21 protein-coding genes are annotated in these 25,617 nt (G+C 70.7%); 5 read left to right on the top strand and 16 right to left on the bottom strand.

Translation table 11 applies throughout. The features are described from left to right. Nucleotides 1-36 precede the first annotated feature (36 nt). Nucleotides 37-936 carry an alpha/beta fold hydrolase gene (locus tag OG975_RS21325; protein WP_406330912.1) on the bottom strand — a complete coding sequence of 300 codons (900 nt, stop codon included), beginning with the start codon at nt 934-936 and terminating at the stop codon, nt 37-39. A gap of 722 nt (nt 937-1,658) precedes the next feature. Further along, complete coding sequence (locus tag OG975_RS21330) at nt 1,659-2,351, bottom strand: metal-dependent transcriptional regulator (RefSeq protein ID WP_330305388.1); 693 nt, start codon at nt 2,349-2,351, stop codon at nt 1,659-1,661. A gap of 296 nt (nt 2,352-2,647) precedes the next feature. On the opposite strand from OG975_RS21330, the gene OG975_RS21335 reads away from it, so the two are divergent. Continuing rightward, nucleotides 2,648-3,403, top strand: a complete 756-nt coding sequence (locus OG975_RS21335; protein WP_406330914.1) for an SIS domain-containing protein — start codon at nt 2,648-2,650, stop codon at nt 3,401-3,403. 70 nt (nt 3,404-3,473) lie between these two features. Here OG975_RS21335 and OG975_RS21340 read toward each other — a convergent pair whose 3' ends face one another. Beyond that, nucleotides 3,474-4,856, bottom strand: coding sequence for a PAS domain-containing protein (locus tag OG975_RS21340; protein ID WP_406330916.1), 1,383 nt, complete (start codon nt 4,854-4,856; stop codon nt 3,474-3,476). 116 nt (nt 4,857-4,972) lie between these two features. On the opposite strand from OG975_RS21340, the gene OG975_RS21345 reads away from it, so the two are divergent. Next, complete coding sequence (locus OG975_RS21345) at nt 4,973-5,668, top strand: nucleotidyltransferase family protein (RefSeq protein WP_406330917.1); 696 nt, start codon at nt 4,973-4,975, stop codon at nt 5,666-5,668. A 511-nt stretch (nt 5,669-6,179) separates the two neighbouring features. After that, on the top strand, nt 6,180-7,208 hold the full coding sequence (locus tag OG975_RS21350; protein ID WP_406330918.1) for an isopenicillin N synthase family dioxygenase: 1,029 nt from the start codon (nt 6,180-6,182) through the stop codon (nt 7,206-7,208). 52 nt (nt 7,209-7,260) lie between these two features. Here the strand turns inward: OG975_RS21350 and OG975_RS21355 are convergent, their stop codons facing one another. Beyond that, nucleotides 7,261-8,361 (bottom strand): citrate synthase 2, encoded by a 1,101-nt coding sequence (locus tag OG975_RS21355; protein ID WP_406330919.1) that lies wholly within the window; start codon nt 8,359-8,361, stop codon nt 7,261-7,263. A 542-nt stretch (nt 8,362-8,903) separates the two neighbouring features. On the opposite strand from OG975_RS21355, the gene pdxH reads away from it, so the two are divergent. Then, entirely contained in the window at nt 8,904-9,542 is a 639-nt protein-coding gene (gene pdxH / locus OG975_RS21360; RefSeq protein WP_406336383.1) for a pyridoxamine 5'-phosphate oxidase, read from the top strand. Nucleotides 9,543-9,591: 49 nt separating this feature from the next. Here pdxH and OG975_RS21365 read toward each other — a convergent pair whose 3' ends face one another. The 8 genes from OG975_RS21365 to OG975_RS21400 all read right to left on the bottom strand — a co-directional run bounded on the left by OG975_RS21365 (nt 9,592) and on the right by OG975_RS21400 (nt 19,771). Further along, the gene (locus OG975_RS21365; RefSeq protein ID WP_406330920.1) at nt 9,592-10,218 is read right to left on the bottom strand and encodes a TetR/AcrR family transcriptional regulator; all 627 of its coding nucleotides are present in this window, start codon (nt 10,216-10,218) and stop codon (nt 9,592-9,594) included. Then, entirely contained in the window at nt 10,206-10,940 is a 735-nt protein-coding gene (locus OG975_RS21370) for an enoyl-CoA hydratase family protein (RefSeq protein ID WP_406330921.1), read from the bottom strand. The genes OG975_RS21365 and OG975_RS21370 overlap by 13 nt, the downstream gene beginning before the upstream one ends. After that, complete coding sequence (locus OG975_RS21375) at nt 10,937-12,502, bottom strand: 4-coumarate--CoA ligase family protein (protein WP_406330922.1); 1,566 nt, start codon at nt 12,500-12,502, stop codon at nt 10,937-10,939. Before OG975_RS21375 ends, OG975_RS21370 begins: the two co-directional genes overlap by 4 nt. A 38-nt stretch (nt 12,503-12,540) precedes the next feature. Next, complete coding sequence (locus OG975_RS21380; protein ID WP_406330923.1) at nt 12,541-13,701, bottom strand: acyl-CoA dehydrogenase family protein; 1,161 nt, start codon at nt 13,699-13,701, stop codon at nt 12,541-12,543. 68 nt (nt 13,702-13,769) lie between these two features. Further along, nucleotides 13,770-15,629, bottom strand: a complete 1,860-nt coding sequence (locus OG975_RS21385) for a biotin carboxylase N-terminal domain-containing protein (RefSeq protein ID WP_406330925.1) — start codon at nt 15,627-15,629, stop codon at nt 13,770-13,772. A gap of 10 nt (nt 15,630-15,639) precedes the next feature. Then, nucleotides 15,640-17,238 (bottom strand): acyl-CoA carboxylase subunit beta, encoded by a 1,599-nt coding sequence (locus tag OG975_RS21390; protein WP_406330926.1) that lies wholly within the window; start codon nt 17,236-17,238, stop codon nt 15,640-15,642. After that, nucleotides 17,235-18,941 carry an acyclic terpene utilization AtuA family protein gene (locus tag OG975_RS21395; protein WP_406330927.1) on the bottom strand — a complete coding sequence of 569 codons (1,707 nt, stop codon included), beginning with the start codon at nt 18,939-18,941 and terminating at the stop codon, nt 17,235-17,237. Before OG975_RS21395 ends, OG975_RS21390 begins: the two co-directional genes overlap by 4 nt. Next, a complete protein-coding gene (locus OG975_RS21400; RefSeq protein WP_406330928.1) occupies nt 18,938-19,771 on the bottom strand; it encodes a TIGR03084 family metal-binding protein in 834 nt (277 codons plus the stop codon). Before OG975_RS21400 ends, OG975_RS21395 begins: the two co-directional genes overlap by 4 nt. Before the next feature lie 234 nt (nt 19,772-20,005). Between OG975_RS21400 and OG975_RS21405 the strand changes: the two genes are divergently transcribed. After that, nucleotides 20,006-20,602 (top strand): hypothetical protein, encoded by a 597-nt coding sequence (locus OG975_RS21405; RefSeq protein WP_406330929.1) that lies wholly within the window; start codon nt 20,006-20,008, stop codon nt 20,600-20,602. On the opposite strand, the gene OG975_RS21410 is transcribed toward OG975_RS21405, so the two are convergent. From OG975_RS21410 to OG975_RS21425, 4 genes are all read right to left on the bottom strand, one after another. Next, nucleotides 20,599-21,570, bottom strand: coding sequence for an EamA family transporter (locus OG975_RS21410; protein WP_406330931.1), 972 nt, complete (start codon nt 21,568-21,570; stop codon nt 20,599-20,601). The two genes, OG975_RS21405 and OG975_RS21410, sit on opposite strands and share 4 nt — an antisense overlap. Nucleotides 21,571-21,718: 148 nt before the next feature. After that, a complete protein-coding gene (locus OG975_RS21415; protein WP_406330932.1) occupies nt 21,719-23,920 on the bottom strand; it encodes an ABC transporter ATP-binding protein in 2,202 nt (733 codons plus the stop codon). 108 nt (nt 23,921-24,028) lie between these two features. After that, nucleotides 24,029-24,154, bottom strand: a complete 126-nt coding sequence (locus tag OG975_RS21420) for a hypothetical protein (RefSeq protein ID WP_406330933.1) — start codon at nt 24,152-24,154, stop codon at nt 24,029-24,031. A 244-nt stretch (nt 24,155-24,398) separates the two neighbouring features. Continuing rightward, the gene (locus OG975_RS21425) at nt 24,399-25,559 is read right to left on the bottom strand and encodes a lipid II:glycine glycyltransferase FemX (RefSeq protein ID WP_406330934.1); all 1,161 of its coding nucleotides are present in this window, start codon (nt 25,557-25,559) and stop codon (nt 24,399-24,401) included. Nucleotides 25,560-25,617: the final 58 nt, after the last annotated feature.

Consider the following 25,617-nt stretch of genomic DNA (forward strand, 5'->3'; position numbering starts at 1 on the left):
GACACGAGCTCAGGGGTCAGGACACCAGCTCAGGGGTCAGGGGGTCAGGACTCCGTCGAGAAACGGCTCGATGGCCGCGCGCCACGCCTCCGGCTGGTCGTAGTGCACGAGGTGGCCGGCGTCGGCCACCTCCGCGTACTGGCCGTGCGGCAGGACGCGGACCATCTCCTGGGACTCGGCGCGGCCCAGCTCGCCGTCCAGGCCCCGGACGACCAGGGCGGGGCAGCGGACCTGCGCGAGCTCCTCCCAGTGGGCGTCGTACACCCAGGTCTGGCGGGACTTGAGCATCTGCTCCGGTTCGAAGACCGGACGCCAGCCGTCCGGCGACTCGTGCATCACCTCGGCGTAGAACTCGCCGCGGGACGGGTTCGGGCGTTCCACCCAGGGGTCGTCCTCGCCGAACCACTTCCGTACGTCGGCGAGCGTGGCGAAGGGGACGGGCCAGGCCTTGAACCAGTCCTCCCACTCGCGCTGCGACGCGGCACCTAACGCCGACGCCCGCATGTCGCAGATGATCAGGCCGTGCACGAGATCGGGGCGCTTGGCGGCGAGCTGCCAGGCGGTCAGCGCGCCCATGGCGTGGCCGATGAGGACGGCCGGGGCGAGGCCGAGCTGTTCAAGAGCGGCCTCGGCGTCCTCGACGTACGCCTCGCGCGTGTACTCCGCCTCCGGCGCCTTGTCGCTCTGGCCGTGGCCGCGCTGGTCGAGGGCGACGGCGCGGTGCCGCTCGGAGAGCCAGCGGGCGGTGGACGCCCAGTGCGAGGCGCGGCCCATGAGGCCGTGCAGCAACAGCACCCCGGGGGCCTCCGCGGCCTCACCGGTCCGCTCAGCCCTGTCCAGCCCGTCCATCCCGAGGCCCGCCTTGGGAGGATCGGCGAACTCCCAGGCAGCCAGGCGTACGCCGCCCGCCCCCGTCACGTCGATGCGCCGCACCATCGGTAATGGCACCCCCCTAGCTCGCTCGGACCGGCTCGCTCCCGCTCGAACCGGCCGGTCCACTCGTACCGCTTCCTACCGCTGTCGTACCGCTGCTCCTGCTGGTGTGCTGCTCTACGTGTACCCCTGCTACGCCGCCAATTTATCGAATGGGGTTTCGAAAATGGCCTTCCTGGCTGCAACACCCCTCGTTCGAGTGACCACGCTCAGGGATTGACCGCCGCCGCCGAGGGGAGATCTTCAGCGGGAGGCGGACCGCTCGGGGAAAACGGTCCGAGGGGAATGACCCTGGGAGCTCGGGGCTCCGGGTCAGCACAGGGGAGGACAGGCCCCGGCGCCATCTGGCGCCGGGGCCCTCTCCACATCTACGGCACATCCTCCCCGCCCCCTCCCCAACCGCGCGACATCGCTGTCGGACACGGTCAAGAGCCCTCAGGTCATATGCCTCTCGCGACAGCCTCGCACGCAAATGGTCCCGGCGCTGCGATTCCGCACACTGAATCTTGGTTTCGGTGAGGTCGAAAAAACGGCACAACTGCCTCCGCTGTCCCGGGAGTTGACACGCCCGGCGCGGGGTGCTCGGCGTGCGCCCGGGAGCCGACGTGAGGGGTCAGCGGATGCCGGCCCCCTCCGTCGACGCCCGGGAGCTGCCCCTCGCGGGTGCCGGAAGTCAGTGACCCCGCGGGCGCCGCCGCCACTCGGCGACACCCCTGCGGGTACCGCTAGCGCTTGGCGACGAACACATGGGAGGCGATGTCCGCCTCCAGCTCCGCGGCCTCGCCCCCGCTGCCCACGAGAACCCCGCCGGCCGACTCGGTCACGCTCACCACGGAGCCGGGCTGCACGCCCGCCCGCCGCAGCGTGTACATCAGCTGCGCGTCCGTCTGAATCGGCTCGCCGATACGCCGTACGACCACGGTCTTGCCGTCGAGACCCGGGTCGAGCTCGGCCAGCGACACCATGCCCTCGTCCAGGAACGGGTCCGCGCCGTCCTTCTCGCCGAGCTCTTCGAGTCCCGGGATCGGATTCCCGTACGGCGACTCGGTCGGGTGGCGCAGCAGCTCCAGCACCCGCCGCTCCACCGCCTCACTCATCACGTGCTCCCAGCGACACGCCTCGGCGTGCACCTGCTCCCACTCCAGACCGATCACATCGACGAGCAGGCACTCCGCGAGGCGGTGCTTGCGCATGACACGGGTGGCCAGCCGCCGCCCCTCCTCGGTGAACTCCAGGTGCCGGTCGCTGGCGACCGCCACCAGGCCGTCGCGCTCCATCCGCGCCACCGTCTGGCTGACCGTCGGCCCGCTCTGGTCGAGCCGCTCCGCGATCCGGGCGCGCATGGGGACCACGCCTTCCTCCTCCAGCTCGAGGATGGTGCGGAGATACATCTCCGTGGTGTCGATCAGTCCGGACATACGTGCCCCTCGATTAGCTCTGCCGGAGACTCGATGGTCCACCGGCGTGTGCGCTGGCCCTGAACTCAATTCTGACGCATACCACTGACAACCGTGCCTTGCCGGTGAAACCACGCGGTAACGGCTGCCTCCGCGGCTGCACGGGCACCGGGGCTCGGCCGGGGCGGATGCGAACGGCGCCCCGCGCCCAGTGTCGCCCCTGCGGGCCGTATTGACAGGGCACTGGTCCAGACCGCAACGTGATCCGCGACACCACGCCCAACCGACTCCGACGCGACTTCTAAGGGGCTTCGCCGATGAGCGACAGCAAGCTGGCCGGGCAGTTCTTCGACGCCGCGATCGGCCTGTTGCAGCGGGTCCGTGACGAGGACGCCGGGGACATCGAGGCGGCCGGCACCCTGATCGCCGACACCGTCGCGGACGGCGGCCGGCTCTTCGCCTTCGGCGCCGGACACTCCTCGCTCGCCGCGCAGGACATCGTCTACCGCGCGGGCGGCCTCGCCCTGATGAACCTGCTCGCCGTACCAGGCGTCGTCGGCGTCGACGTCATGCCCGCGACGCTCGGCTCCGCCCTGGAGCGGGTGGACGGCCTCGCGAGCGCCGTCCTGGACTGCAGCCCGGTCCGCTCCGGCGACCTACTCGTGATCATCTCGCTCTCCGGCCGCAACGCGCTCCCCGTCGAAATGGCCATGAACGCCCGCGCGCTGGGCCTGAAGGTCATCGGCGTCACCTCGGTCGCCTACACCTCCGAGACGAAGTCCCGGCACGTCTCGGGCACGTACCTGAAGGACCACTGCGACATCGTCCTCGACTCGAAGATCGCGGTCGGCGACGCGGAACTCACCATCGACGCGATCGAGGCCCCCTTCGCCCCCGCCTCCACAGTCGTCACCACGGCCCTCCTCCAGGCCGTCATGGCCACGGCGGCGGGTGCCCTGGCCGACCGGGGCATCGAGCCGCCGCTCCTGCGCTCGGGCAACGTCGACGGCGGCCACGAGTGGAACGGCCGCGTGATGACGGAGTACGGGGACCGGATCTTCTACCGGCGCTGAGCCGGATCACTCAGACAGTCGGACAGTGGGGCAGGTACCGCCTCAGGCAGACAGTGGGGCAGGTCCCGCCTCAGGAAAGCCCCACCAGCCCTTCCAGATCCAGCGCCATCGCGATCCGTACGGCCACATCCTCCGCGTACGTCGCATCCGCCCGCTCGAACTGGCTGCGCCCCGCCCCCCGCAGAAACGTCACGACGCCCAGCGTCCGCCCCCGGCTGCGCAGCACCGCGCACAGGGCGTGCACCGAGTCCTGCGGCCACTGGCGCGCCACGGCCCACTCCCGCGCCTGTTCGGCGTCGGCGGCGCCCGCGCTGGCCCGTACGGACCCGGCGCGCTCCACGCACTGCACAGCGGGGTGCCCGTCCCCGTAGCGCACGGGCAGCCCTGCCTTCCCGGTGAGCACACTCGGCCCCGGCGCCCCGGCAGGCGTGGCGGCGGCCCGTACGAGCCGCACAGGCCCCTCGCCGTCTCTCACCGAACCCCCCGCCACACGGTCGATCAGCGCATGATCCGCGAACCCCGCGAGCGAGAAGTCGAGGTGGACCGTGGCGGCCTCGCCCGGGTCCTCGCACTCGGCCGCGGCCCGTGCCGCCCGGTGCAGCTGATTGGCCCGGAACCGCAGCAGCGCCGCTTCCTGCTCGGTCTGCTTGGACTCGGTCACATCCTGGAAGAGCCACCCGACACCCAGCGGAACCGGTTCCTCCGTCAGCGGCGAGGCGAGCCGCAGGAACCCACTCCGCCAGCACCGCCGCTTCTCGCCCTCCGGCGTCCGCACACTCACCCACATCTCGGCCGGCGCGGGCGGCGCACCCTCGGCCAGCACATGGGTCAGCGCGCTCTCCAGCTCCTCCACGCCCTGCGAGAGCAGCTCTCCGAGAGGCCGCCCGAGCACGGCCGTACGCCCCGTCCCGAGCGCCCGGGCCGCATGAGCGTTGACGACGGCGGGCCGCAGATCGGCATCCACCAGCACCACACCCCAGCTGGCGTCCTCGAACAACGCCTCGCTCAGCGCGATGGACCGCTCCAGATCGATCTGGGCATGCACCTCGCTGAACGCGCAGTACACCCCGGCGGGCTTGCCATCGGGACCGCGCACGGCGGCCGACTGCGTCCGTACCAGCACCCGCCCGCCGTCCTTGGTGAGGAGGGCGAACTCATGCACCTGCCGCCCGGGCGCCTGCATGACGGACAACAGCCGCCCTTCCACTTCCTCCGCGTCCGCGGTCCGCACGGCCCACCCGGCGAACCCGCGCCGCCCCACGGCCTCGGCCGCGGTCCACCCCAGAATCCGCTCGGCCTCCCGATTCCAATGGGTCACGACACCATCGGCATCAAAAGCACACAGCGCCGCGTCCATCCCGTCCAACAACGCGGCAAGCAGATCGGAACCATCCCGATCGGGCTCGTCCGGCCCCAGCTCATCGGTGGTCCCACTACGCCGGGAAGCACTCACCTGGACCCCCTGCAGGCTGCGTCCGCGTGTACGGCGCGACAGTTCGCTCACTCGTCATCATTCAACTCGAACGTGACCCAGCCCACACCGGGTTCCCCAAAGATTGGACGAAATCGTTGTACGCCGGAATCCCGCCCCGCCCGCCCCAGCAGACCCCCTCACCGATCGCCCGCCTCCCCCTGGACGCCCAGCTCAGCGCCCTCCGCACGACGCTCTCCCACAACGACGTACTCCTGAAAATCCTCGAACGCACCGCCACCCTGAACCTCCCCCACTGGTACCTCACCGCCGGCTGCCTCTTCCAGACCGTCTGGAACGTCGTCACCGGCCGATCCCCCACCCACGCCATCAAGGACTACGACGTCTTCTACTTCGACGCCACGGACCTCTCCTGGGAGGCCGAGGACACGGCGATCCGCGCCGGCCGCGAGGCCTTCTCCGACCTCCCGGCAGACGTCGAGATCCGCAACGAAGCCCGCGTCCACCTCTGGTACGAGCAGAAATTCGGCGTCCCCTGCCCGCCCCACGACTCCGTGGAGTCAGCGATCGACTCCTTCGCGTCGACGACGTGCTGCCTGGGGGTGCGACTGGAGCCGGACGGCCAGTGGCGGGTCTATGCGCCGCATGGGCTGGCCGACGTCTTCAACCTGGTGGTGCGGCCCAATCCGGTGCTGGCGCCTCGGGAGGTGTACGAGACGAAAGCGGAGCGGTGGCGGGAGGCGTGGCCGGAGTTGCGGGTCATGTCATGGCCCCGACCTGCGGGGCGCGACCCTCTTCCCCGCCCTCGCGAAGCTTTCGAAAAAAGCGGTTGATCGGTGACCGATCGGTTCCTAGGGTGTGGTGCACACGAGAGAGGAGGTGGTTCGGCAGATGTATGCAAACCGGACGCGTGAGGTGGCTGCGGGCTAGCGGCCCGTCACCACATCCAGTGCGGTGCCGGACCAGCGCGTGATACGAGCGTGCAGCCGGCCCAATCTCCAGCAGTCACCCGACCCGCGGGCTCGCCGGTACGTCCGGCCGGCTCCCTTGCCGTGAGGCGAGGGAACCCGAGCTCGCGGGTCGTCTGCGTTTTCGGGGGAGTGCACGGAGTGTGAGGTGGGGCACAGGCGTTTGGGGTGGGCCGCAGTAGTCTTGGGGCATGCTTCCGATGCTCGTTCGACGCCGACACGTGGACTACGTGCGCGTCACGAGCATGGGCTGTCGGCGCTCTGCCTGACCCAGCCCCCTTCTGCTCTGCTCTGAATCTCTTCCACTTGGCACCCGTGGCTCCCGCCCCACCCCTTGGCGGCTGCCCGGGCACCCGTACACCCTGCGGACGCACTCATGACGACGAACACGTCTTCCTCCCCGTACCAGCAGCTTCCGATCATTGATCTCGCCGCGGCCGACCGCGGTCCCCAGTCCCGTGCGCTGCTGCACGCGCAGTTGCACAGTGCCGCCCATGACGTGGGGTTCTTCCAGCTTGTCGGGCATGGGGTGAGCGAGGGTGAGACCGCTTCCCTGCTGCGGGCCATGCACCGGTTCTTCGCGCTTCCCGAGGCCGATCGGCTCGCGATCGACAACGTCAACTCGCCGCATTTCCGTGGGTACACGCGTACGGGAGACGAGCGGACGGGTGGGAGCCGGGACTGGCGGGATCAGTTGGACATCGGGGCCGAGCGGCCTGCTCGGATACCCGGGGCGAGTGAGCCCGCCTATTGGTGGCTGGAGGGGCCGAACCAGTGGCCGGCCGCGCTGCCGGAGCTGCGGGTCGCGGCGCTGGCGTGGGTCGAGCGGCTCAGTTCGGTCGCGGCGCGGCTGCTGCGTGAGCTGCTGGCCGCGATTGGGGCGCCCGCCGATTTCTATGAGCCCGTCTTCGGCTCGCGCGCCCATCCGCATCTGAAGCTGGTGCGGTATCCGGGGAGCGCGGGTGACGGCGCCGATCAGGGTGTCGGTGCGCACAAGGACTACGGGTTTCTGACGCTGTTGCTCCAGGATCAGGTCGGGGGGCTTCAGGTGCAGCGGGAGGATGGGCTGTTCCATGAGGTGCCGCCGCTGCCGGGGGCCTTCGTCGTCAACCTGGGTGAGCTGCTGGAGGTGGCCACCAATGGGTACTTGGTCGCGACGAATCACCGGGTGGTGAGTCCGCCGGGGGCCACCGAGCGGTTCTCGGTGCCCTTCTTCTACAACCCGCGGCTTGACGCCCGGGTCGAGCCGTTGCCCTTCCCGCATGCCTCCGCCGCGCCCGGCGTCACCGACGATCCGGCGAATCCGCTGTTCGCCGAGTACGGGTTCAATGAGCTGAAGGGCAAGCTGCGGGCGCATCCGCTGGTCGCCGCCCGTCATCACGCGGAGTTGCTCACGCCCGCGTGATGACCGGCGTACGTCGGGGATTGCGACGGGGATTACGACGGGGGCATGGCCGTCAGTGGGCGATGTCCCCGTAGCCCACGATGTCCTGGGGGCTGCGGGTGCCGGGGCCGATGTAGCGGGCCGAGGGGCGTACGAGGCGGCCCGTGCGCTTCTGTTCCAGGATGTGCGCGGACCAGCCGGCGGTGCGGGCGCAGGTGAACATCGAGGTGAACATGTGGGCCGGGACCTCGGCGAAGTCGAGGACGATGGCGGCCCAGAACTCGACGTTCGTCGCGAGGACGCGGTCCGGGCGGCGGGCGTGGAGTTCGGCGAGGGCGGCCTTCTCCAGGGCTTCGGCGATCTCGAAGCGGGGGGCGCCGAGTTCGCGGGCGGTGCGGCGGAGCACTCGCGCGCGCGGGTCCTCGGCGCGGTACACCCGGTGGCCGAAGCCCATGAGGCGTTCGCCCTTGTCGAGGGCCTGCTTGACGTAGGCGTCGGCGTCTCCGGTGCGTTCGATCTCCTCGATCATGCCGAGGACGCGGGAGGGTGCGCCGCCGTGCAGGGGGCCGGACATGGCTCCCACGGCGCCGGAGAGGGCGGCGGCGACGTCGGCGCCCGTCGACGCGATCACGCGTGCCGTGAAGGTGGAGGCGTTCATGCCGTGTTCCGCGGCCGATGTCCAGTAGGCGTCCACGGCCGCCACGTGCTTGGGGTCGGGCTCGCCGCGCCAGCGGATCATGAAGCGTTCGACAACGGACTGGGCCTTGTCGATCTCGCTCTGCGGGACCATGGCCCGGCCTTGGCCGCGGGCGGACTGGGCGACGTAGGAGAGGGCCATGACGGCGGCGCGGGCGAGGTCCTCGCGGGCCTGCTGCTCGTCGATGTCGAGGAGGGGTTTGAGGCCCCAGACGGGGGCGAGCATGGCGAGTGCGGACTGGACGTCGACGCGGATGTCGCCGGAGTGGACGGGGATCGGGAACGGTTCGGCGGGCGGCAGGCCGGGGTTGAAGGCGCCGTCGACGAGGAGTCCCCAGACGTTGCCGAAGGAGACGTGGCCGACCAGATCCTCGATGTCGACGCCCCGGTACCGGAGTGCGCCGCCCTCCTTATCCGGTTCGGCGATCTCCGTCTCGAACGCGACGACTCCTTCGAGTCCGGGTACGAAGTCGGACATCAGGCGGCTCCTCGTGATGTGTGCGACAGATGGTGTTGTGGGGGCGTACATGCTGTACGTGGCGTACAGCATGTACGTGGCGTTCGTGACCATGTGCCAGGCGTGGGTGACGGTCGACGGTCGTTCGTCCGTCCGTGCCGGTCCGGTTCCACGGTCGTTTTCGAAGGCTCTCGAAGGCTCCAGGAAGCTCTTCGAAGAGTCCTCACCGACTCGCGGTCCGAAGCGGTCACCCCGGTGATGCCCCGTGCGGCTGGCGGTCACCCAACCGGAACGGCAGCAGCACGATATCCCTGAGTGCCACCTTTGGGGAGAGTGCGCGGCACTCAGTGCCACTCAGTGATGAAGCACACGCCCGTCGGAGGCGAGCTGCGCAGGGCAATCGGGGGCAGGGCGCACAGGGCGATCGGGGGCGAGGGTGCATACGGCAGGATGACGGCGTGACCGACCGCTTCCCGGATGAATCCGCCGCCGAGCCCCTCGTCCAGCGCGCAGCCGAGGCAGCCGAGGACGACGCCGAAGAATTCGCCGCCGACCCCGCCGCGATGCGTGCGCACTATCGCGCCGAGGGTCTGGACGAGGCGGACCTCGCCCCGCACCCGATGGACCAGTTCGCCCGCTGGTTCAACCAGGCGGCGCAGGCCGCGATGCACGGTTTCGTGCACGAGCCGAACGCGATGGTCGTCGCCACGGCGGACGCCGAGGGCCGGCCCAGCTCACGCACGGTGCTGCTGAAGCAGTACGACGAGCAGGGCTTCGTCTTCTACACCAACTACGACTCGCGCAAGGCCCGCGAGCTGGCCGAGAACCCGTACATCTCGCTGCTCTTCCCGTGGCATCCGATGGCCCGCCAGGTCATCGTCACCGGCACGGCCCGGCGCACCGGCCGCGACGAGACCGCCGCGTACTTCCGCACCCGCCCGCACGGCTCCCAGCTCGGTGCCTGGGCCAGCGCCCAGTCCTCGGTCATCCACTCCCGCGCCGAGCTGGACGCCTCGTACGCGGAGCTGAGCGCCCGCTACCCGGAGGGCGAGCAGGTCCCCGTCCCGCCGAACTGGGGTGGTTTCCGTGTCGCCCCGCAGTCGGTGGAGTTCTGGCAGGGGCGCGAGAACCGTCTCCACGACCGTCTCCGGTACGTGGCTGAGCCGGACGGCAGCTGGCGGGTGGAGCGGCTCAGCCCCTGAGCCCGGCCGACGACCCGGCTCGGCACGACTCGTCCCAGCACGACCCGTCTCAGCCGAGCGCCTCCTCCATCAGCGCCCCCCACTGCTCCACCACCCGCTCGCGTCGCCCCCCGTCGTCGGTGAGGAGGTTGGCGAGGCCCAGGCCACGGGCCATGTCGAGCAGGCCCTGGACGGTTTCGCGTACGCCCGGCCGGGATTCGTCGGCGGCGAGGAGGTCGACCGCTATGCGGTGCGTCTCGCGGCCGACGCGGGCCTCGAGTTCGGTGACGCGGGGGCGGAGCTGTTCCTCATTGGAGGCGGCGACCCAAAGGTGGAGGGCGGCGCGGAAGAGGGGGCCGGTGTAGAGGTCGACGAGGGCGGCGACGACGACGCGGCGGTCGGCGGCGCCGTCGGGGAAGAGGGCGCGCAGGGCGGTGGAGCGTTCCTCGGCGACGTATTCGACGGCCGCGGTGAAGAGGTCCTCGCGGGTCGGGAAGTGGTGCTGGGCGGCGCCCCGGGAGACGCCGGCGCGTTCGGCGACGACGGAGACCGTGGAGCCCGCCCAGCCGTGTTCGGCGAGGCAGGACACGGCGGCTGCCAGGAGCCGCTGCCGGGTGGCCCGGCTGCGGTCCTGCTTGGGGACATGCGGAAGACGCGCGCCGTTCGGCACGTTCTCCGGAGCGCTCACACCACCCATGCGGGATCCCGTCGTTCGAGGAAGGCGGTCATCCCCTCGCGGGCCTGCGCGGAGGAGAACAGCCGGGCCGAGAGCGCGGTCAGGTCGGCCGCGTCCCGGTCGAAGGTTTCCAGCACCTTAGCCGTGAGCAGCTGTTTCGTCTCGGCGAGGCCTTGCGGGGAGGCGCGGCGCAGACCGTCGAGGACGGGGGCGAGTACGGCGTCGACGTCGTCGCCGGTGGCCGTCAGGAGCCCGGTGCGGACCGCCTCCGCGGCGTCGAAGCGTTCGCCGGTGAGGTAGTAGCGGGCGAGGGCGCGGGGGTCGGTGCGGGGCAGCAGGGGGAGGGAGATCACGGCGGGCGCGACGCCGATGCGTACCTCCGTGAAGGCGAAAGTGGCCTCTGCGGAGGCGGCCGCGATGTCGCAGGCGCCGAGCAGGCCGAGTCCGCCCGCCCGCACATGTCCGGTCACCCGGGCCAGCACCGGTTTGCGCAGCTCGACGATCTGCCGCAGCAGTCCGACGAGGGCGTCCGGGTGCGGCGGGTCGCGCAGATCGGCGCCCGCGCAGAACGTGTTCCCGGTGTGGGTGAGGACGATCGCGCGTACGTCACTGTCCTTGCCGCACCGGGTGAGGCCGTCCGCCAGTTCGCCCACGAGCACGGCCGAGAGGGCGTTGCGGTTGTCGGGCGAGTCGAGGGTGAGGGTGGTGACGGCGCGTTCGTGCGCCCTGTGGACAACGGTCACGACAGGCCCCGCAGTTCCCGGCGCAGGATCTTCCCGGAGGCCGCCCGGGGGATGCCGTCGATGAAGGTGACCTGGCGGACCCTCTTGTACGGGGCGACGCGTTCGGCGACGTACATCATGACCTCTCCTTCGGAGAGGTCGGTCGCGGACGGCTGGCGGACCACGTAGGCGCGGGGGACTTCGTTGTTGTCCTCGTTGTAGACCCCTATGACGGCGGCGTCGGCGATCGAGGGGTGGGTGAGCAGCAGGGCCTCCAGTTCGGCGGGGGCGACCTGGAAGCCCTTGTACTTGATGAGTTCCTTGACGCGGTCGACGACGAACAGCCAGCCGTCGGCGTCCATGTAGCCGACGTCTCCGGTGTGCAGCCAGCCGTCCTTGTCGATCATCGCGGCGGTGTCGTCGAGGCGGCCGAGGTAGCCCTTCATGACCTGGGGGCCGCGGATGGCGATCTCACCGGCCTCGCCGACGCCCAGGTGTGTGTCGGGGTCGTCGAGGGAGACGATGCGCATCTCGGTGCCCGGTACGAGCTTGCCGACCGTCCCTGGGGGCGCGTTCTCAGCGTCCAGGGGGACGAGGTGGGTGCAGGGCGACAGTTCCGTCATGCCGTAGCCCTGGCCGATGGGCGGCAGTCCGAGCCGCTGAGCGCACGCGACGGCGAGCTTGGCGTCCAGGGGTGCGGCGGAGGAAATGATGTACTTCAGGGACGACAGGTCGTACTGCGCGACGGCCGGGTGCTTGGCGAGCGCGAGGACGATCGGCGGGGCCACGAAGAGGCCGCTGATGTGGTGTTTCTGGATGGCCGCGAGGAAGGTGTCCAGGTCGAAGCGCGGCAGTACGACGACGGTGGCGCCCTGCCTCAGGGGCGCGTTCATCAGGGCCGTCAGCCCGTAGATGTGGAAGAAGGGCAGCACGGCGAGGATGCGGTCGCCTTGGCCCATCGGCAGCAGGGGCGAGAGCTGCGCGAGGTTGGTGGCTATGGACCGGTGGGTGAGCATCACGCCCTTGGGGATGCCGGTGGTACCCGAGGAGTACGGGAGGGCGGCGATGTCCGCTACGGGGTCGATGTCGATCCGCGGTTCGGGCGCGGTGGTGCCGAGCAGGTCGACCAGCGAGCGATGCCCGGGCGCGCTGTCGCAGACGAAGATCTCCCTTACGCCGCCCGCGAGTTCAGCGGCGTGGCGTGCCGTGTCCAGGAGGGGTGAGACGGTCACGATCCAGCTCGCGCCGGAGTCGCGCAGCTGCTTGGCGAACTCCTCGGGCGTGGCGAGCGGGTGCACGGTGGTGACCGAGGCCCCCGCGCGCGTGGCCGCGTAGAACGCCGTCGGGAAGGCGATGGTGTTCGGGCTGTGCAGGGCCAGTACGTCGCCCTTGCGGACGCCGGTTTCGGCGAACGCGGCGGCCAGCCGGCGGTGGAACACGTCCAGTTGGCCGTAGGTGAGCGTGGTCCCGTCGACGCCGTCGATGAGCGCGGGTGTGTCGCCGCGCTCGGCGGCGCGGCCGAGGACGGCCTCGTGGATGGGTTCCTCGACGGCCGGGACATCTGCGTACTCGCTGCGGAACACGGTTCCTCCTAGTACGGCGTTGTACAACCTTGAACGGCCTAGTACGACTTGGGCAGGCCCAGGGTCTGGTGGGAGACGTAGTTGAGAATCATCTCCCTGCTGACCGGTGCGATACGAGCCACGCGCGACGCCGTAATCAGTGAAGCGAGGCCGAACTCGCGGGTGAGGCCGTTGCCGCCGAGGGTGTGCACGGCTTGGTCGACGGCCTTCACGCAGGCCTCGCCGGCCGCGTATTTGGCCATGTTGGCGGCCTCCCCGGCCGCGACGTCGTCCCCGGAGTCGTACAGGAACGCCGCCTTCTGCATCATCAGCCGGGCGAGTTCGAGCTCGATGTGGGCCTGCGCGAGGGGGTGGGCGACGGCCTGGTGGGCGCCGATGGGCGCCTTCCAGACGGTGCGTTCACGCGCGTACTCGACGGCCCTGTTCAGCGCGTAGCGGCCCATGCCGATCGCGAACGCGGCCGTCATGACGCGCTCGGGGTTGAGCCCGGCGAAGAGCTGGAGCAGGCCCGCGTCCTCGTCGCCGACGAGGGCGTCGGCGGGCAGCCGTACGTCGTCGAGAGTGAGCTCGAACTGCTTCTCCGCGCCGTGCAGTTCCATGTCGATACGGCGCCGTTCGAAACCGTCGGCGTCGCGCGGGACGATGAACAGGCAGGGCTTGAGGCTGCCCGTCCTCGCGTCCTCCGTGCGGCCGACGATGAGTGTCGCGTCGGCGATGTCGACGCCGGAGATGAACACCTTGCGGCCGGTGAGGAGCCAGGTGTCGCCGTCGCGGCGGGCCGTGGTGGTGATCCGGTGCGAGTTGGAGCCCGCGTCGGGCTCCGTGATGCCGAAGGCCATGGTGCGGGTGCCGTCGGCCAGGCCAGGGAGCCATTGCCGCTTCTGGGACTCGGTGCCGAAGCGGGCGATGACCGTGCCGCAGATCGCGGGCGACACGACCATCATCAGCAGCGGGCAGCCTGCGGCGCCCAGTTCCTCCAGCACGATGGAGAGTTCGGCTATGCCGCCGCCTCCACCGCCGTATGCCTCTGGCAGGTTGACGCCGAGGTAGCCGAGCTTGGCTGCCTCGGACCAGAGTTCGTCGGGGTGGGCTTCTTCGGCGACGACCTTGGTGAGGTAGTCGCGGCCGTAGCGTTTGCCTAGGGCGGCTACGGCTGAGCGGAGTGCCTTGTGCTCTTCGGTTTCCGTGACTGGGCTCAATTAGGGGCTCCTGGGGCCGTTTTGACAGTGCGGGCTGTTCTTGGCTGAGCGCGCAGTTCCCCGCGCCCCTAAAGGGGCGCGTCCTCCTGGACCACGGCCAAAAGGGTGCCGACCTCCACCTGCTGGCCGGGAGTCGCGTGCAAGGCCGTGAGCGTGCCTGTCGCGGGGGCGGAGATCTTGTGCTCCATCTTCATCGCCTCCAGCCACAGGAGGGGCTCTCCGGCCCGTACAGCGGCTCCTGCGGACAGGCCCTCCGATACCCGGACCACCGTGCCGGGCATCGGTGCGAGCAGTGAGCCGGGGGCGTGGTGCGTGGCCGGGTCGGGGAAGCGGGGCAGCGCGGTGAGGGTGGTGGTGTTCACGAAGATCTGGTCGTCGTATCGCGTGACCTCGAACGTCCGCCGGACGCCCGCCACTTCGAGGACGACACGGCGGGCGCCGGCGTGCACCACGCGCACCCCGTGGGCTTCGGCGGTCAGGCCCTCGCGGGTGTGCCGGTAGCGGACCTCGTGCTCCTCCCCCGCCATGAGGTAACGCTTGATCTGCGGCTGGGAGGGGAGGTTCCGCCAGCCGCCGCCGAACCGCGAGCGGCCGTGGGCGTCCGCGAGGGCGGCCGCCAGGGGCGCGTACGGGTCCGGGAGGACCGTCGTGAGCTCGGGCAGGTGGCGGTCGTAGAACCCGGTGTCCATGCGGGCGCCGGCGAACTCCGGGTGCCTCAGGGACCGTACGAGCAGGTCCCTGTTGGTGACCGGGCCGTGGATCTCGGCGCGCTCCAGGGCCGCGCTCAGCTTGCGGACGGCCTGTGCGCGCGTGGGGGCGTGGGCGACGGCCTTGGCGAGCATCGGGTCGTAGTGGATGCCGATGGGGTCGCCGTCGGTGTAGCCGGTGTCGAGGCGGATGCCGTCCGGGACGGTGAGGCGGTGCAGGGTGCCGGTCTGCGGGGCCCACGCGCGTGCCGGGTCCTCGGCGTACAGGCGGGCCTCGATCGCGTGGCCACGCGCGCGTGGAGGGTCGCTTTCGAGCGGCTCGCCCTCAGCGACACGGATCTGGAGGGCCACGAGGTCGATGCCGAAGACCGCTTCCGTGACGGGGTGTTCGACCTGGAGGCGGGTGTTCATCTCCAGGAAGTGGGCCTTGCCGTCGGCGACCAGGAACTCGACCGTCCCGGCGCCCACGTAGTCGACGGCTCGGGCGGCGCGTACGGACAGGTCGTAGAGGGTTTCCGTGAGGTCGTCGCCGAGGCCGGGCGCCGGGGCCTCCTCGATGACCTTCTGGTGGCGGCGCTGGAGGGAGCAGTCGCGGGTGCCGAGCGCCCACACCGTGCCGTGCGTGTCGGCGAGGATCTGCACCTCGACGTGCCGGCCGCCCTCTACGTAGGGCTCGACGAAGACCTCGCCGTCGCCGAAGGCGCTGAGGGCCTCGGCGCGGGCGGCCGTCAACTCGGCGTCCAGGTCGGCGAGTTCCCGGACGACGCGCATGCCGCGTCCGCCGCCGCCCGCGGCCGCCTTGACGAGGACCGGGAGGTCGTCGGCGGTGACCGTCTCCAGGGGGGCGAGACCCATCAGTTTCTTGGCGCGCGTCTTGGAGGCCATCGCCTCGATCGCCTCGGGCGGCGGGCCGATCCAGACGAGGCCCGCGTCGAGGACGGCCCGCGCGAAGCCGGCGTTCTCGGAGAGGAAGCCGTACCCGGGGTGCACGGCGTCCGCGCCGGCGCTCAGGGCCGCCTTCACGATCAGATCGCCGCGCAGATACGTCTGCGCGGGAGCCGCGCCCGGCAGCCGTACCGCCGCGTCGGCCACGCGTGCGTGGAGGGCGTTCTCGTCGGCGTCCGAGTACACGGCGACCGTTCGGATCCCCAACTCACCGCAGGTGCGGAAGACACGGCAGGCGATCTCGCCCCGGTTGGCCACAAGGATTGAGCTGATCACTGAGGAGACCTCACATCCGGAAGACGCCGAAGCCACCGCGCGCGCCCTCGTAGGGCGCCGTGTGGATCGCGGACAGGCACAGGCCGAGAACGGTGCGGGTGTCGCGCGGGTCGATGACCCCGTCGTCGTACAGCCGCCCGGACAGGAACATCGGCAGCGACTCGGACTCGATCTGCTGCTCGACCATGGCGCGCAGCGCCGCGTCCGCGTCGTCGTCATACGGCTGCCCCTTCGCCGCCGCCGACTGCCGGGCGACGATCGACAGGACGCCCGCGAGCTGCTGGGGGCCCATGACGGCCGACTTGGCGCTGGGCCAGGCGAACAGGAAGCGCGGGTCGTACGCGCGCCCGCACATGCCGTAGTGACCGGCTCCGTAGGAGGCGCCCATCAGGACGGACAGGTGCGGGACCCGTGAGTTGCTCACCGCGTTGATCATCATCGCGCCGTGCTTGATGATGCCGCCCTGCTCGTACTCCTTGCCCACCATGTAGCCGGTGGTGTTGTGCAGGAAGAGCAGCGGGATGTCGCGCTGGTTGGCGAGCTGGATGAACTGGGCGGCCTTCTGGGACTCGGCGCTGAACAGCACGCCTTGGGCGTTGGCGAGGATGCCGACGGGGTAGCCGTGGAGCGTCGCCCAGCCGGTCGTCAGGCTCGTCCCGTAGAGGGGCTTGAACTCGTCGAAGTCGGAGGCGTCGACGATGCGAGCGATGACCTCGCGCGGGTCGAAGGGGTGCTTCAGGTCGCCGGGGACGATCCCCAGGAGCGAGTCCTCGTCGTACTTGGGAGGGACCGCCGGGCCCGGATCGCGGTACGCCTTGCGGTGGTTGAGGCGGGCGACCACGCGCCGGGCCTGCCGGAGGGCGTCCTGCTCGTCGACGGCGAAGTAGTCCGCGAGACCCGACACGCGCGCGTGCATCTCGGCACCGCCCAGGGACTCGTCGTCGCTCTCCTCGCCGGTGGCCATCTTCACCAGCGGCGGCCCGCCCAGGAAGACCTTGGCCCGCTCCTTGACCATGATCACGTGGTCGGACATGCCGGGGACGTACGCGCCGCCGGCGGTGGAGTTCCCGAAGACGACCGCCACAGTGGGGATTCCGGCCGCGGACAGCCGGGTGAGGTCGCGGAAGATCGCGCCCCCGGGGATGAAGATCTCCTTCTGGGACGGCAGATCGGCGCCACCGGACTCGACGAGGCTGATGCAGGGCAGCCGGTTGGCGAGCGCGATGTCATTGGCCCGCAGGGCCTTCTTCAGGCTCCAGGGGTTGCTGGCACCGCCGCGCACGGTCGGGTCGTTCGCCGTGATCAGGCACTCCACGCCCTCGACGACCCCGATCCCGGTGACCAGCGAGGCGCCGACCGCGTACTCGCTGCCGTACGCGGCCAGCGGCGACAGCTCCAGGAACGGCGTGTCGGGGTCGAGGAGCAGCTCGATCCGCTCCCGGGCGAGCAGCTTGCCGCGCTGCCGGTGCCGGGCGACGTACTTCTCGCCGCCGCCCACGAGCGCCTTGGCGTGCTCGGTGTCCAGCTCGGCGAGCTTGGTGAGCATGGCTTCGCGGTGGGCGGTGTAGTCGGGGCCGCTGATGTCGAGCGCGGAGGAAAGGACGGTCACAGGAAGGTCTCCGGTATGTCCAGGTGTCGGGAGCGGAGCCATTCGCCGAGGGCCTTGGCCTGGGGGTCGAAACGGGCCTGGGAGGCGACGCCCTCGCCGAGGATTCCTTCCACGACGAAGTTGAGGGCGCGGAGGTTGGGCAGTACGTGCCGGACGACTTTCAGAGGGCGGCTTTCCGGCACCAGACTCTGAAATCTTTCCGTGGTCAGTTGATGGGCCAGCCATCGCCACGCGTCATCCGTGCGCGCCCAGACACCGACATTGGCGTTCCCGCCCTTGTCACCGCTGCGGGCGCCGGCGACAAGGCCGAGAGGCGCACGGCGGGTCGGTCCGGTCAGCGGCAACGGTTCGGGCAACGGCGGTTCTTCGGGCGTCTCCAGTACGCGGGTGTCTTCGACCGGAGCCACAGGCACCCGGCGCCCGTCGTGGAGGACCGCCACATGGTCGACGGCGCCATGGGGGACGTACACATCCTCGAAGACCCCATAAGGCGAGCCCGGCCCAGGTGGCGCTATCACATGGAATCCGGGGTAGCTCGCCAGCGCCAGTTCGACGGCGGCTCCGCTCAGCGCGCGGCCCACCGCGTTCTGGTCCGCGTCCCGTACGACGAGCCGGAGCAGTGCGCTCGCGGTTTCCTCGGTGGGGGCGTCGGGGTGGTCGGTGCGGGCGAGATCCCACCGCGCCTCCGCCGGGCGGGACTTGGCGGTGGCGAGTGCGGTGTCCAACTGGTCGCGGACGAGGGCGGCCTTGCGCTCGATGTCGAGCCCTGTCAGGACGAACACGACCTCGTTGCGGAAGCCCCCGAGCCGGTTGAGGCCGACCTTCAGGGTGGGCGGCGGGGCCTCGCCGCGAACTCCCTCGATCCGGACCCGGTCGGGGCCCTCCTGGGTCAGCCGGACCGAGTCGAGCCGGGCGGTGACGTCGGGGCCCGCGTACCGGGCGCCCTGCGTCTCGTACAGGAGCTGTGCGGTGACCGTGCCGACGTCGACGAGGCCGCCGGTGCCGTCGTGTTTGGTGATGACGCTCGTGCCGTCCTCGTGGAGTTCGGCGAGCGGGAAGCCGGGGTGGCGGAGGAGGGCCGGGTCGTGGTCGGCGAAGAAGGCGTAGTTGCCGCCGGTGGCCTGGGTGCCGCACTCCAGGACGTGCCCGGCGACGACGGCGCCCGCGAGCCGGTCGTGGTCCCCCGGTCCCCAGCCGAAGTGGGCGGCGGCGGGCCCCGTCACGAGTGCCGCGTCCGTGACCCGCCCCGTGACGACGATGTCCGCGCCCTCGCGCAGACACGCGGCGATACCGGCGCCGCCGAGGTAGGCGTGCGCGGCGAGACTTCCCGGGTACCGGTGCGTCAGGTCGTCGCCCTCGACATGGGCGACGCGCACCGGGATGCCGAGCCTGTCCGCCAACTCCCGCACGGCGTCGGCGAGTCCGGCCGGGTTGAGGCCGCCCGCGTTCGCGACGACGCGCACGCCACGCTCGTGCGCGAGGCCGAGGCACTCCTCCAGTTGGCCCAGGAAGGTCTTGGCGTACCCGCGCTTCGGATCTTTCAGCTTGTCGCGGCCCAGGATGAGCATCGTCAGCTCGGCGAGATAGTCGCCGGTGAGGACGTCCAGCGGACCGCCGGTGAGCATCTCGCGCAGGGCGTCGAAGCGGTCGCCGTAGAAGCCGGAGGCGTTGCCGATACGCAGTGGCGGTCGCACGGCGGTCACCGCCCGGTCCCCTTCGGCTCGCGCGGCTCCCGCGGCTCGGGTCCAGACTCCTTCGGCCCGCGTCCGGCCCCCGGCGGGCCCGCGAAGGCCTGGGCGATGTCCAGCCATCGGTCGGCGTCGGGACCCTCCGCACGTACGGCCAGGTCGGCGCGGTGCGCCCGTTGGGTCACCAGCAGGCAGAAGTCGAGGGCCGGGCCGGTGACGCACTGGGCGGCGTCCGCCGGGCCGTACGTCCACAACTCGCCGGACGGAGCCACAAGTTCCACGCGGAACTCCTCGGCGGGCACGGTGAGCCCTCGTACCCCGAAGGCGAAGTCACGAGCCCGCACCCCGATGCGCGCCACATGCTTCAGCCGGTCCGTGGGTGCGCGCATCACACCCAACGCATCGGCCACGTCCTGTCCATGGGCCCAGGTCTCCATAAGACGGCCGGTGGCCATAGAGGCGACCGACATGGGTGGGCCGTACCAGGGAAACCGCGTTCCCGTGGGTGCCGCGCGCAGGGCCTCCTCCAGGGCGGCCCGCCCCGACCGCCACTCGGCGAGCAGTCGGGCCGGCGGCAGCGCCGCGCCCTCCTCCGCGCCCTCGTCCACGAATCCGTCCGGCGCGGCGAGCGCCTTCTCGACCTCCTTCGCGAAGGCCTCCGCGTCGGTCACGGCGAGCAGCGCGGCGCGGTCGGTCCAGGCGAGATGGGCGATCTGATGGGCGATGGTCCACCCGGGAGCGGGCGTGGCGACCGCCCACCGCTCCTCCCCCAACTCCCCCACGAGTCGGTCGAGTTCCTCACTCTCCGCACGCAGATCGTCGATCACGAACGACGGGTCGGACACGATGCGCTCCCTCGGGGCACGACGTTGTGTGTCCCGGAGCATGGCAGCGGCCACAGAAACAATCAAGCATGCTTGCATTAATTGACGCAGATGCCGCTACAGACGCGGTAGATGCGGGGACTTCGTCATGCCCAGGTCACCCCACTAGGCTCTGCGGCCATGCTTCCCTCTCCACCCCCTCCGCCCCCTCCGCCCGCTCACCCCGCCCCCGACGCCACCGTCTACCGCTTCGGGATGCGTCGGCTTCGGACCGGACTGCCGGGCACGCTGATCGCACTCTGTCTCGCGCCGCTGCCGCTCGTCGTCACGGCGGCGAAGGGCGGGGCGGGCGTCGGGCAGTGGATCTTCGCCGGGGTGTGGCTGCTGCTCCTGGGCGGGTTGGGCGTGCTGATGGCGTACGTGCTGTGGACGCGGCGCGGGACGCTGCTCGCCTTCGACGCGTACGGGGTGTGGTGGCGGCACAGCCGGGAGCGGCAGACAGTGGTCCCGTGGCAGTCGCTGGCCGGGGTCGGGCTGTACTGGGCGCACAAGGGCAACGCCAGGGCCGGCCAGAAGATCATGAGCCTTGAGCTGTGCCCGTACGGCGATGTCGACGACGCCGATCCCCTGCTCAAGCCACTCGTCGTGCGGGACCAGCCGCCGCGCCCCGGTCTGCCGGACCGCCGCTACCGGATCGCGATCCCGATGTTCGCCAGCCGCCGTTGGGGTCGCGAACTCGCCGCGGCCGCGTACGCGCGGGCGCCGCAGCTTTGGTTCGGGGAGCACGAGCGGCCGTACGGCTATATGGGTGTGCTCAGCTCCGCCCGGTCCGCCCGTGATCAGGTGCGCTAAAAGTCGGACGGGTGGCTGCCCTGGCCGTCCAGCCCCTTCGCCTTCCCCCGTCCCACCTGCGTCCGCACCGCCCCCATGCTGGCCGCGATAACGAGGGCGATCGCGGCGGCCTCCGTCGCGGAGAGGGCTTGATGGAGGACCAGGAAGCCGGCCGTCGCGGCGACCGCCGGTTCCAGGCTCATGAGGATCGCGAAGGTGGAGGCGGGCAGGCGGCGCAGGGCGAGGAGTTCGAGGGTGTAGGGGAGAACGGAGGAGAGGACCGCCACGGCCGAGCCCAGGGCGACCGTCGTCGGGTCCAGCAGTTTCACGCCCGCCTCCGCGATGCCCAGCGGGAGGAACACCAGGGCCGCGACGGCCATCGCGAGGGCCAGTCCGTCGGCCTGAGGGAAGCGGCGGCCCGTACGCGCGCTGAAGACTATGTACGTCGCCCACATGGCGCCCGCCCCGAGGGCAAACGCGACACCTGTGGGGTCCAGGCTGCTGAAGCCTCCACCGCCGAGGAGGAAGACACCGGCGAGAGCGAGTCCGGCCCAGAGCGTGTTGATCAACCGTCGGGAGGCCAGGACCGAGAGGGCGAGGGGGCCGAGGACCTCCAGGGTGACCGCCGGGCCGAGCGGGATTCGGGCGACCGACTGGTAGAAGAGCCCGTTCATCGCGGCCATCGTGATGCCGAAGACGACGACCGTGCCCCAGTCGGTGCGGGAGTGGCCGCGCAGCCGCGGGCGGCAGACCACCATCAGCACGATCGCCGCCGCGAGCAGTCGCAGGGTCACGACACCCAGCGCACCGGCCCGGGGGATCAGCGTCACGGCCAGCGCCCCGCCGAACTGCACCGAGATCCCACCGGCGAGGACCAGACCCACCGGCCCCAAGGAACCTCGCCGGCGCGGGCCGCCCGGCGTGGGCACGGGTGCCGTCGCGGGGGCGGTCGAGGCCGGGGAGGACGGGGCGGCGCTGGGGGTGTTCACGGGGCCTTCCAGGGTTCCGGGACATCGACTCGGGGTTCGTTCATCATGCTGCACCTGCCAGTCCAGGGTAATGGACTCTGTCAGGTGTGTGAACCCGTTATACGACTGTCCCGGGGCGCCGGAGGCGGAGAGCGGGCGGGCAGGGCCGTCAGGCGCCGGTCCAGGGCGCTTCGTCCCGGAAGAGGGGGCGCCCGTCGGAGAGGTGATCCGGGACCAGGTGATCCGGGACCGTGTCCGGGTACGCGTACCAGCCTTCGGCGACCGGGAAGCCGCCGGCGACTCCCTGCGGTCCCTCCGAGTAGTACGCCGGGTAAGCCGCTGAGGCCGGGGAAGCCGAGAGGTACGCCGGGTCCCCGTACACGGCGTTCCCGTACACGGCGTTCCCGTACGCACCGTGCTCGTAGGCGGCGTTGCCGTACGGCACATCCCCGTACCCCGGAACCGAAACCGGAACCGGAACCGCGACCGGCACCCCAGTCACCCCCACCCCCTCCACGAACAGCGGCAGCCGCAGCTCCCCCGTGTCCATGAGCGCGTTGTTCTGGGAGCGGTGCAGGCGGGAGTACGCGCCGCCGCGGGACAGGAGCTCGTCGTGGCGGCCCGTCTCGACGATGCGGCCGTGGTCGACGACGAGGATGCGGTCGGCGTCGGGGGCGAGGTTCAGGTCGTGCGTGATCATGATGGTCGTACGGCCCGCCATCAGGCGGCGCAGCGGTTTGACCACGCGGCGCGCGGCCATCGCGTCCAGGCCGGTCGACGGCTCGTCGAGGACCAGGACGGGTGCGTCGCGCAGGATGGCGCGGGCGATGGCGAGCCGTTGCAGCTGGCCGCCGGACAGCCGGGCCGAGTTGGGGTCGATCCTGGTGTCGTAGCCCTCGGGCAGACTCATGATGAACTCGTGGGCGTCGGCCGCCCGCGCCGCCTCCACGATCGCCTTGTCGCTCGCACCCGAACGACCGCACGCGATGTTCGCGCGGACGGTGTCGTGCAGGACCAGGGTCTCCTGCGGCAGCAGCGTGACGTACTCGCGCAGCCGCGCCAGCGGGAAGTCGCCGACCGGTACGCCGTCCAGGAGGACCGAGCCGGAGTCGGGGTCGTAGAAGCGCAGCAGAAGCTTGGAGACGGTGGACTTGCCCGCGCCGCTCGGGCCGGTGATGATCACCAGCTCGCCGGGGCGCACGTCGAAGGTCAGTCCCCGCAGGGCCACCGTGTCCGCGCCGGGGTAGCTGAAGGAGACGTCGCGCACCTCCACCGCGCCGTCGGGCCGGCCGAGCGTGCTCTGCGCCGAACGCGCCGGATCGGCGACGGCGGGCCGGACGTCCAGGATCTCGATCAGCCGCTCGGCACCGGCGGTCGCCGCCGTCACCGTGAGGCCGAGCTGGGCGAGCCCGCGCACGGGCGGGTAGAGGTAGCCGAGGAACGCGGCGAACGCGAGGAGCTGGCCGAGGGTCATCCGGCCGCCGGAGATCTCCCACGCGCCCAGGCCGATGACCGCCAGCACGCACACCGTCTCGATGACCTGGACCAGCTGCTCGTACAGCTCGTTGAGGCGCGAGGACCTCACCGAGGCCCGGAACCAGGCGGTCGCCTCCTGGTTCAGCCGCCGCCGCTCCGCGTCCCGACGGTCGTAGGCCTGCGTCAGCACGATGTTGCCGAGCGACTCCTCCACCACGGAGGTGATCGCGCCGTCCGCGACCCGGCCCTCGCGGGAGACGGACTTGATGCTGCCGGAGAAGCGCCGGGCCGCCAGCCAGAACAGCGGCGCTAGGACGAACGTCGCCACCGCGAGGTCCCAGCGCAGCCAGAACGCGGCGGCGGCGTAGAACACCGCGCTGAAGACGGCCGACGCCGCGCCCACCAGTCCCGACACGACCATCGTCTCGATCGCCTCGACGTCACTGGTCAGCCGGGACAACAGGTCGCCCTGCCGGTGCCGTTGGAAGAAGTGCGGCGGCAACTGCTGTATGTGGTCGAAGACATGCTCGCGCAGCCGCATCACGAAGCGCTCGGTGACCCAGGCGGCGAGGGAGTGGCCCGCGTAGCCGACGGCCGCGCCGACGACGGCGACGCCCAGCCATTCGGCGGCCGGGCGCCAGAACGCGCTCAGCGAGCCCTGTTGCAGCGCGTGGTCGGTGAGTTCGCTGAAGAGCAGGATCGCGGCGGTCTCGGCGAGCGCGGCGAGCACCGTGCACAGCCAGACGACCATCAGCCGGCCGCGCAACCCCTTGGTCAGGGGCCAGAAGCGACGGAAGGCGGTACGGGCGGGGATCGTCGGGGTGTCGGCGTCATACCCCTCCTCGCCATACCCCTCCTCGTCGTACGATTCCTCGAATTCAGCGAGCGCACTCATGACCCTCCTATAACCCCGGTCGAGGGCACAATTGAATTCACAGCAGGTAAGGAAAGAAATAAGGAAAGGAGGGCCGACGGTGTACCGTCGGCCCTCCTTTTCATCGCCCTAGCGGTCGTCGAACTTGGGCAGCGGCTTCGGCGCGTGCTTCGGCTTGGGCTTCGGCTTCGGCGGGGGCGGGAGCAGCTTCGACTTGGGCTTGGGGGGCAGCGGGGCAAGCTTCTTGAAGCTCATGCCAACTCCTTGAGGATTTCAATGGCGCAAGGGTGCAATGGTGCGAGAATTCTCTACGGAAACTGACGGGAATTCTTGGTCGTCACCTCGAATTTCCCCGCCGCCCGACATGAAGGAACCTACACGGGTGCCGCACCAAGGCGCAGTCAAAAACGGCAAAGGGGAACTGTGAATCGCCTTATGAAACCTGAGGGTTGGCTTAAAAGCCTGAGTGCTGGATGTCCGCCGCCGGGGCCCGGGGGCCTCAGCGGCGCGCCATGTACAGGTCCAGCGCCTTGTGCAGCAGCCGGTTGATCGGGAAGTCCCACTCGCCGAGGTACTCGACGGCCTCGCCGCCCGCGCCCGCCTTGAAGCGGAGGAGGCCGAGGAGGTGGTTGGACTCGTCGAGGGTGTCGGTGATGCCGCGGAAGTCGTAGACGGCGGCGCCCAGTTCATGGGCGTCGGTCATCATGCGCCACTGGACGGCGTTGTTGGGCTGGACCTCGCGCTTGCGGCTGGTGGAGGCGCCGTAGGAGTACCAGACATGGGTGCCGACGGTCAGCATGGTGGCCGCCGCGAGGACGTCGCCCTCGTGGTGGGCGAGGTAGAGCCGCATGCGGTCGGGGTCTTCGGCGGTCAACGCGGTCCACATGCGCTGGAAGTAGGGCAGCGGGCGCGGGATGAAACGGTCGCGTTCGGCCGTCTCCACGTACAGCTCGTAGAAGGCGGGCAGGTCGTCGTAACCGCCCCGCACCACCTGCACGCCGGCCTTCTCGGCCTTCTTGATGTTGCGCCGCCACTGCTGGTTGAGACCCCGGTGGATCTCCTGCGGCGACCGCCCGGCGAACGGCACTTGGAAGACGTAACGCGGCTGTCCGGCCGCGAAGCCGTCCTCGCCGCCCGGCTCGGTCCGCTGCCATCCCATGCGGCTCAGCCGGTCGGCGACCTCGACGGCACCCGGCTCGTGCGCCGTCGCCTCCACGTCCCCCAGCTTCCGCGCCACCGGATCGGCGATCGCCGCCTTGACCGCGTCCGCGCTCCATCGGCGTACGACGACGGGCGGGCCCATCTTCACCGAGAACGCGCCGCGGCTCTTGAGGTACGTGAGCATCGGTGCGAGCCAGCGTTCGGCGAGATCCGCCGCGTGCCAGTCGATGACCGGGCCCTCGGGCAGATAGGCGAGGTACCGCTTCACCTTCGGCAGCGGGCGCAGCAGCACAAGGCCCACCCCGACCAGGGTCCCGCCCCCGTCTCCGCCTGCGCCTGCGCCTCCGCCTCCGTTGTCGTCGAACCATCCCAGGCTCTCCGCCCGCCAGTCCGGCTTCACATCGCCCCACGACGGCACCTGCATATGGCTGGCCGAGGGCCGCGTCCTGACGAACGCCAGGTGTTCTTCACGGGTGATCGCCTGGAGGCGGAGACTCATGCGCGGCACTCCTCTTGGGGGGTAGTGGACCTTCCAGCGTACTTACGGGTGTTCGCCG

The organism is Streptomyces sp. NBC_00203, from assembly GCF_045206325.1.
Classification (GTDB): domain Bacteria; phylum Actinomycetota; class Actinomycetes; order Streptomycetales; family Streptomycetaceae; genus Streptomyces; species Streptomyces lutosisoli.

Excerpts from the sequence above, each read along its gene's own strand:
- OG975_RS21325 (WP_406330912.1), bottom strand. The coding sequence starts at position 936 with ATGGTGCGGCGCATCGACGTGACGGGGGCGGGCGGCGTACGCCTGGCT.
- OG975_RS21330 (WP_330305388.1), bottom strand. The coding sequence starts at position 2,351 with ATGTCCGGACTGATCGACACCACGGAGATGTATCTCCGCACCATCCTC.
- OG975_RS21335 (WP_406330914.1), top strand. The coding sequence starts at position 2,648 with ATGAGCGACAGCAAGCTGGCCGGGCAGTTCTTCGACGCCGCGATCGGC.
- OG975_RS21350 (WP_406330918.1), top strand. The coding sequence starts at position 6,180 with ATGACGACGAACACGTCTTCCTCCCCGTACCAGCAGCTTCCGATCATT.
- OG975_RS21355 (WP_406330919.1), bottom strand. The coding sequence starts at position 8,361 with ATGTCCGACTTCGTACCCGGACTCGAAGGAGTCGTCGCGTTCGAGACG.
- pdxH (WP_406336383.1), top strand. The coding sequence starts at position 8,904 with ATGCGTGCGCACTATCGCGCCGAGGGTCTGGACGAGGCGGACCTCGCC.
- OG975_RS21365 (WP_406330920.1), bottom strand. The coding sequence starts at position 10,218 with ATGGGTGGTGTGAGCGCTCCGGAGAACGTGCCGAACGGCGCGCGTCTT.
- OG975_RS21405 (WP_406330929.1), top strand. The coding sequence starts at position 20,006 with ATGCGTCGGCTTCGGACCGGACTGCCGGGCACGCTGATCGCACTCTGT.
- OG975_RS21415 (WP_406330932.1), bottom strand. The coding sequence starts at position 23,920 with ATGAGTGCGCTCGCTGAATTCGAGGAATCGTACGACGAGGAGGGGTAT.
- OG975_RS21420 (WP_406330933.1), bottom strand. The coding sequence starts at position 24,154 with ATGAGCTTCAAGAAGCTTGCCCCGCTGCCCCCCAAGCCCAAGTCGAAG.
- OG975_RS21425 (WP_406330934.1), bottom strand. The coding sequence starts at position 25,559 with ATGAGTCTCCGCCTCCAGGCGATCACCCGTGAAGAACACCTGGCGTTC.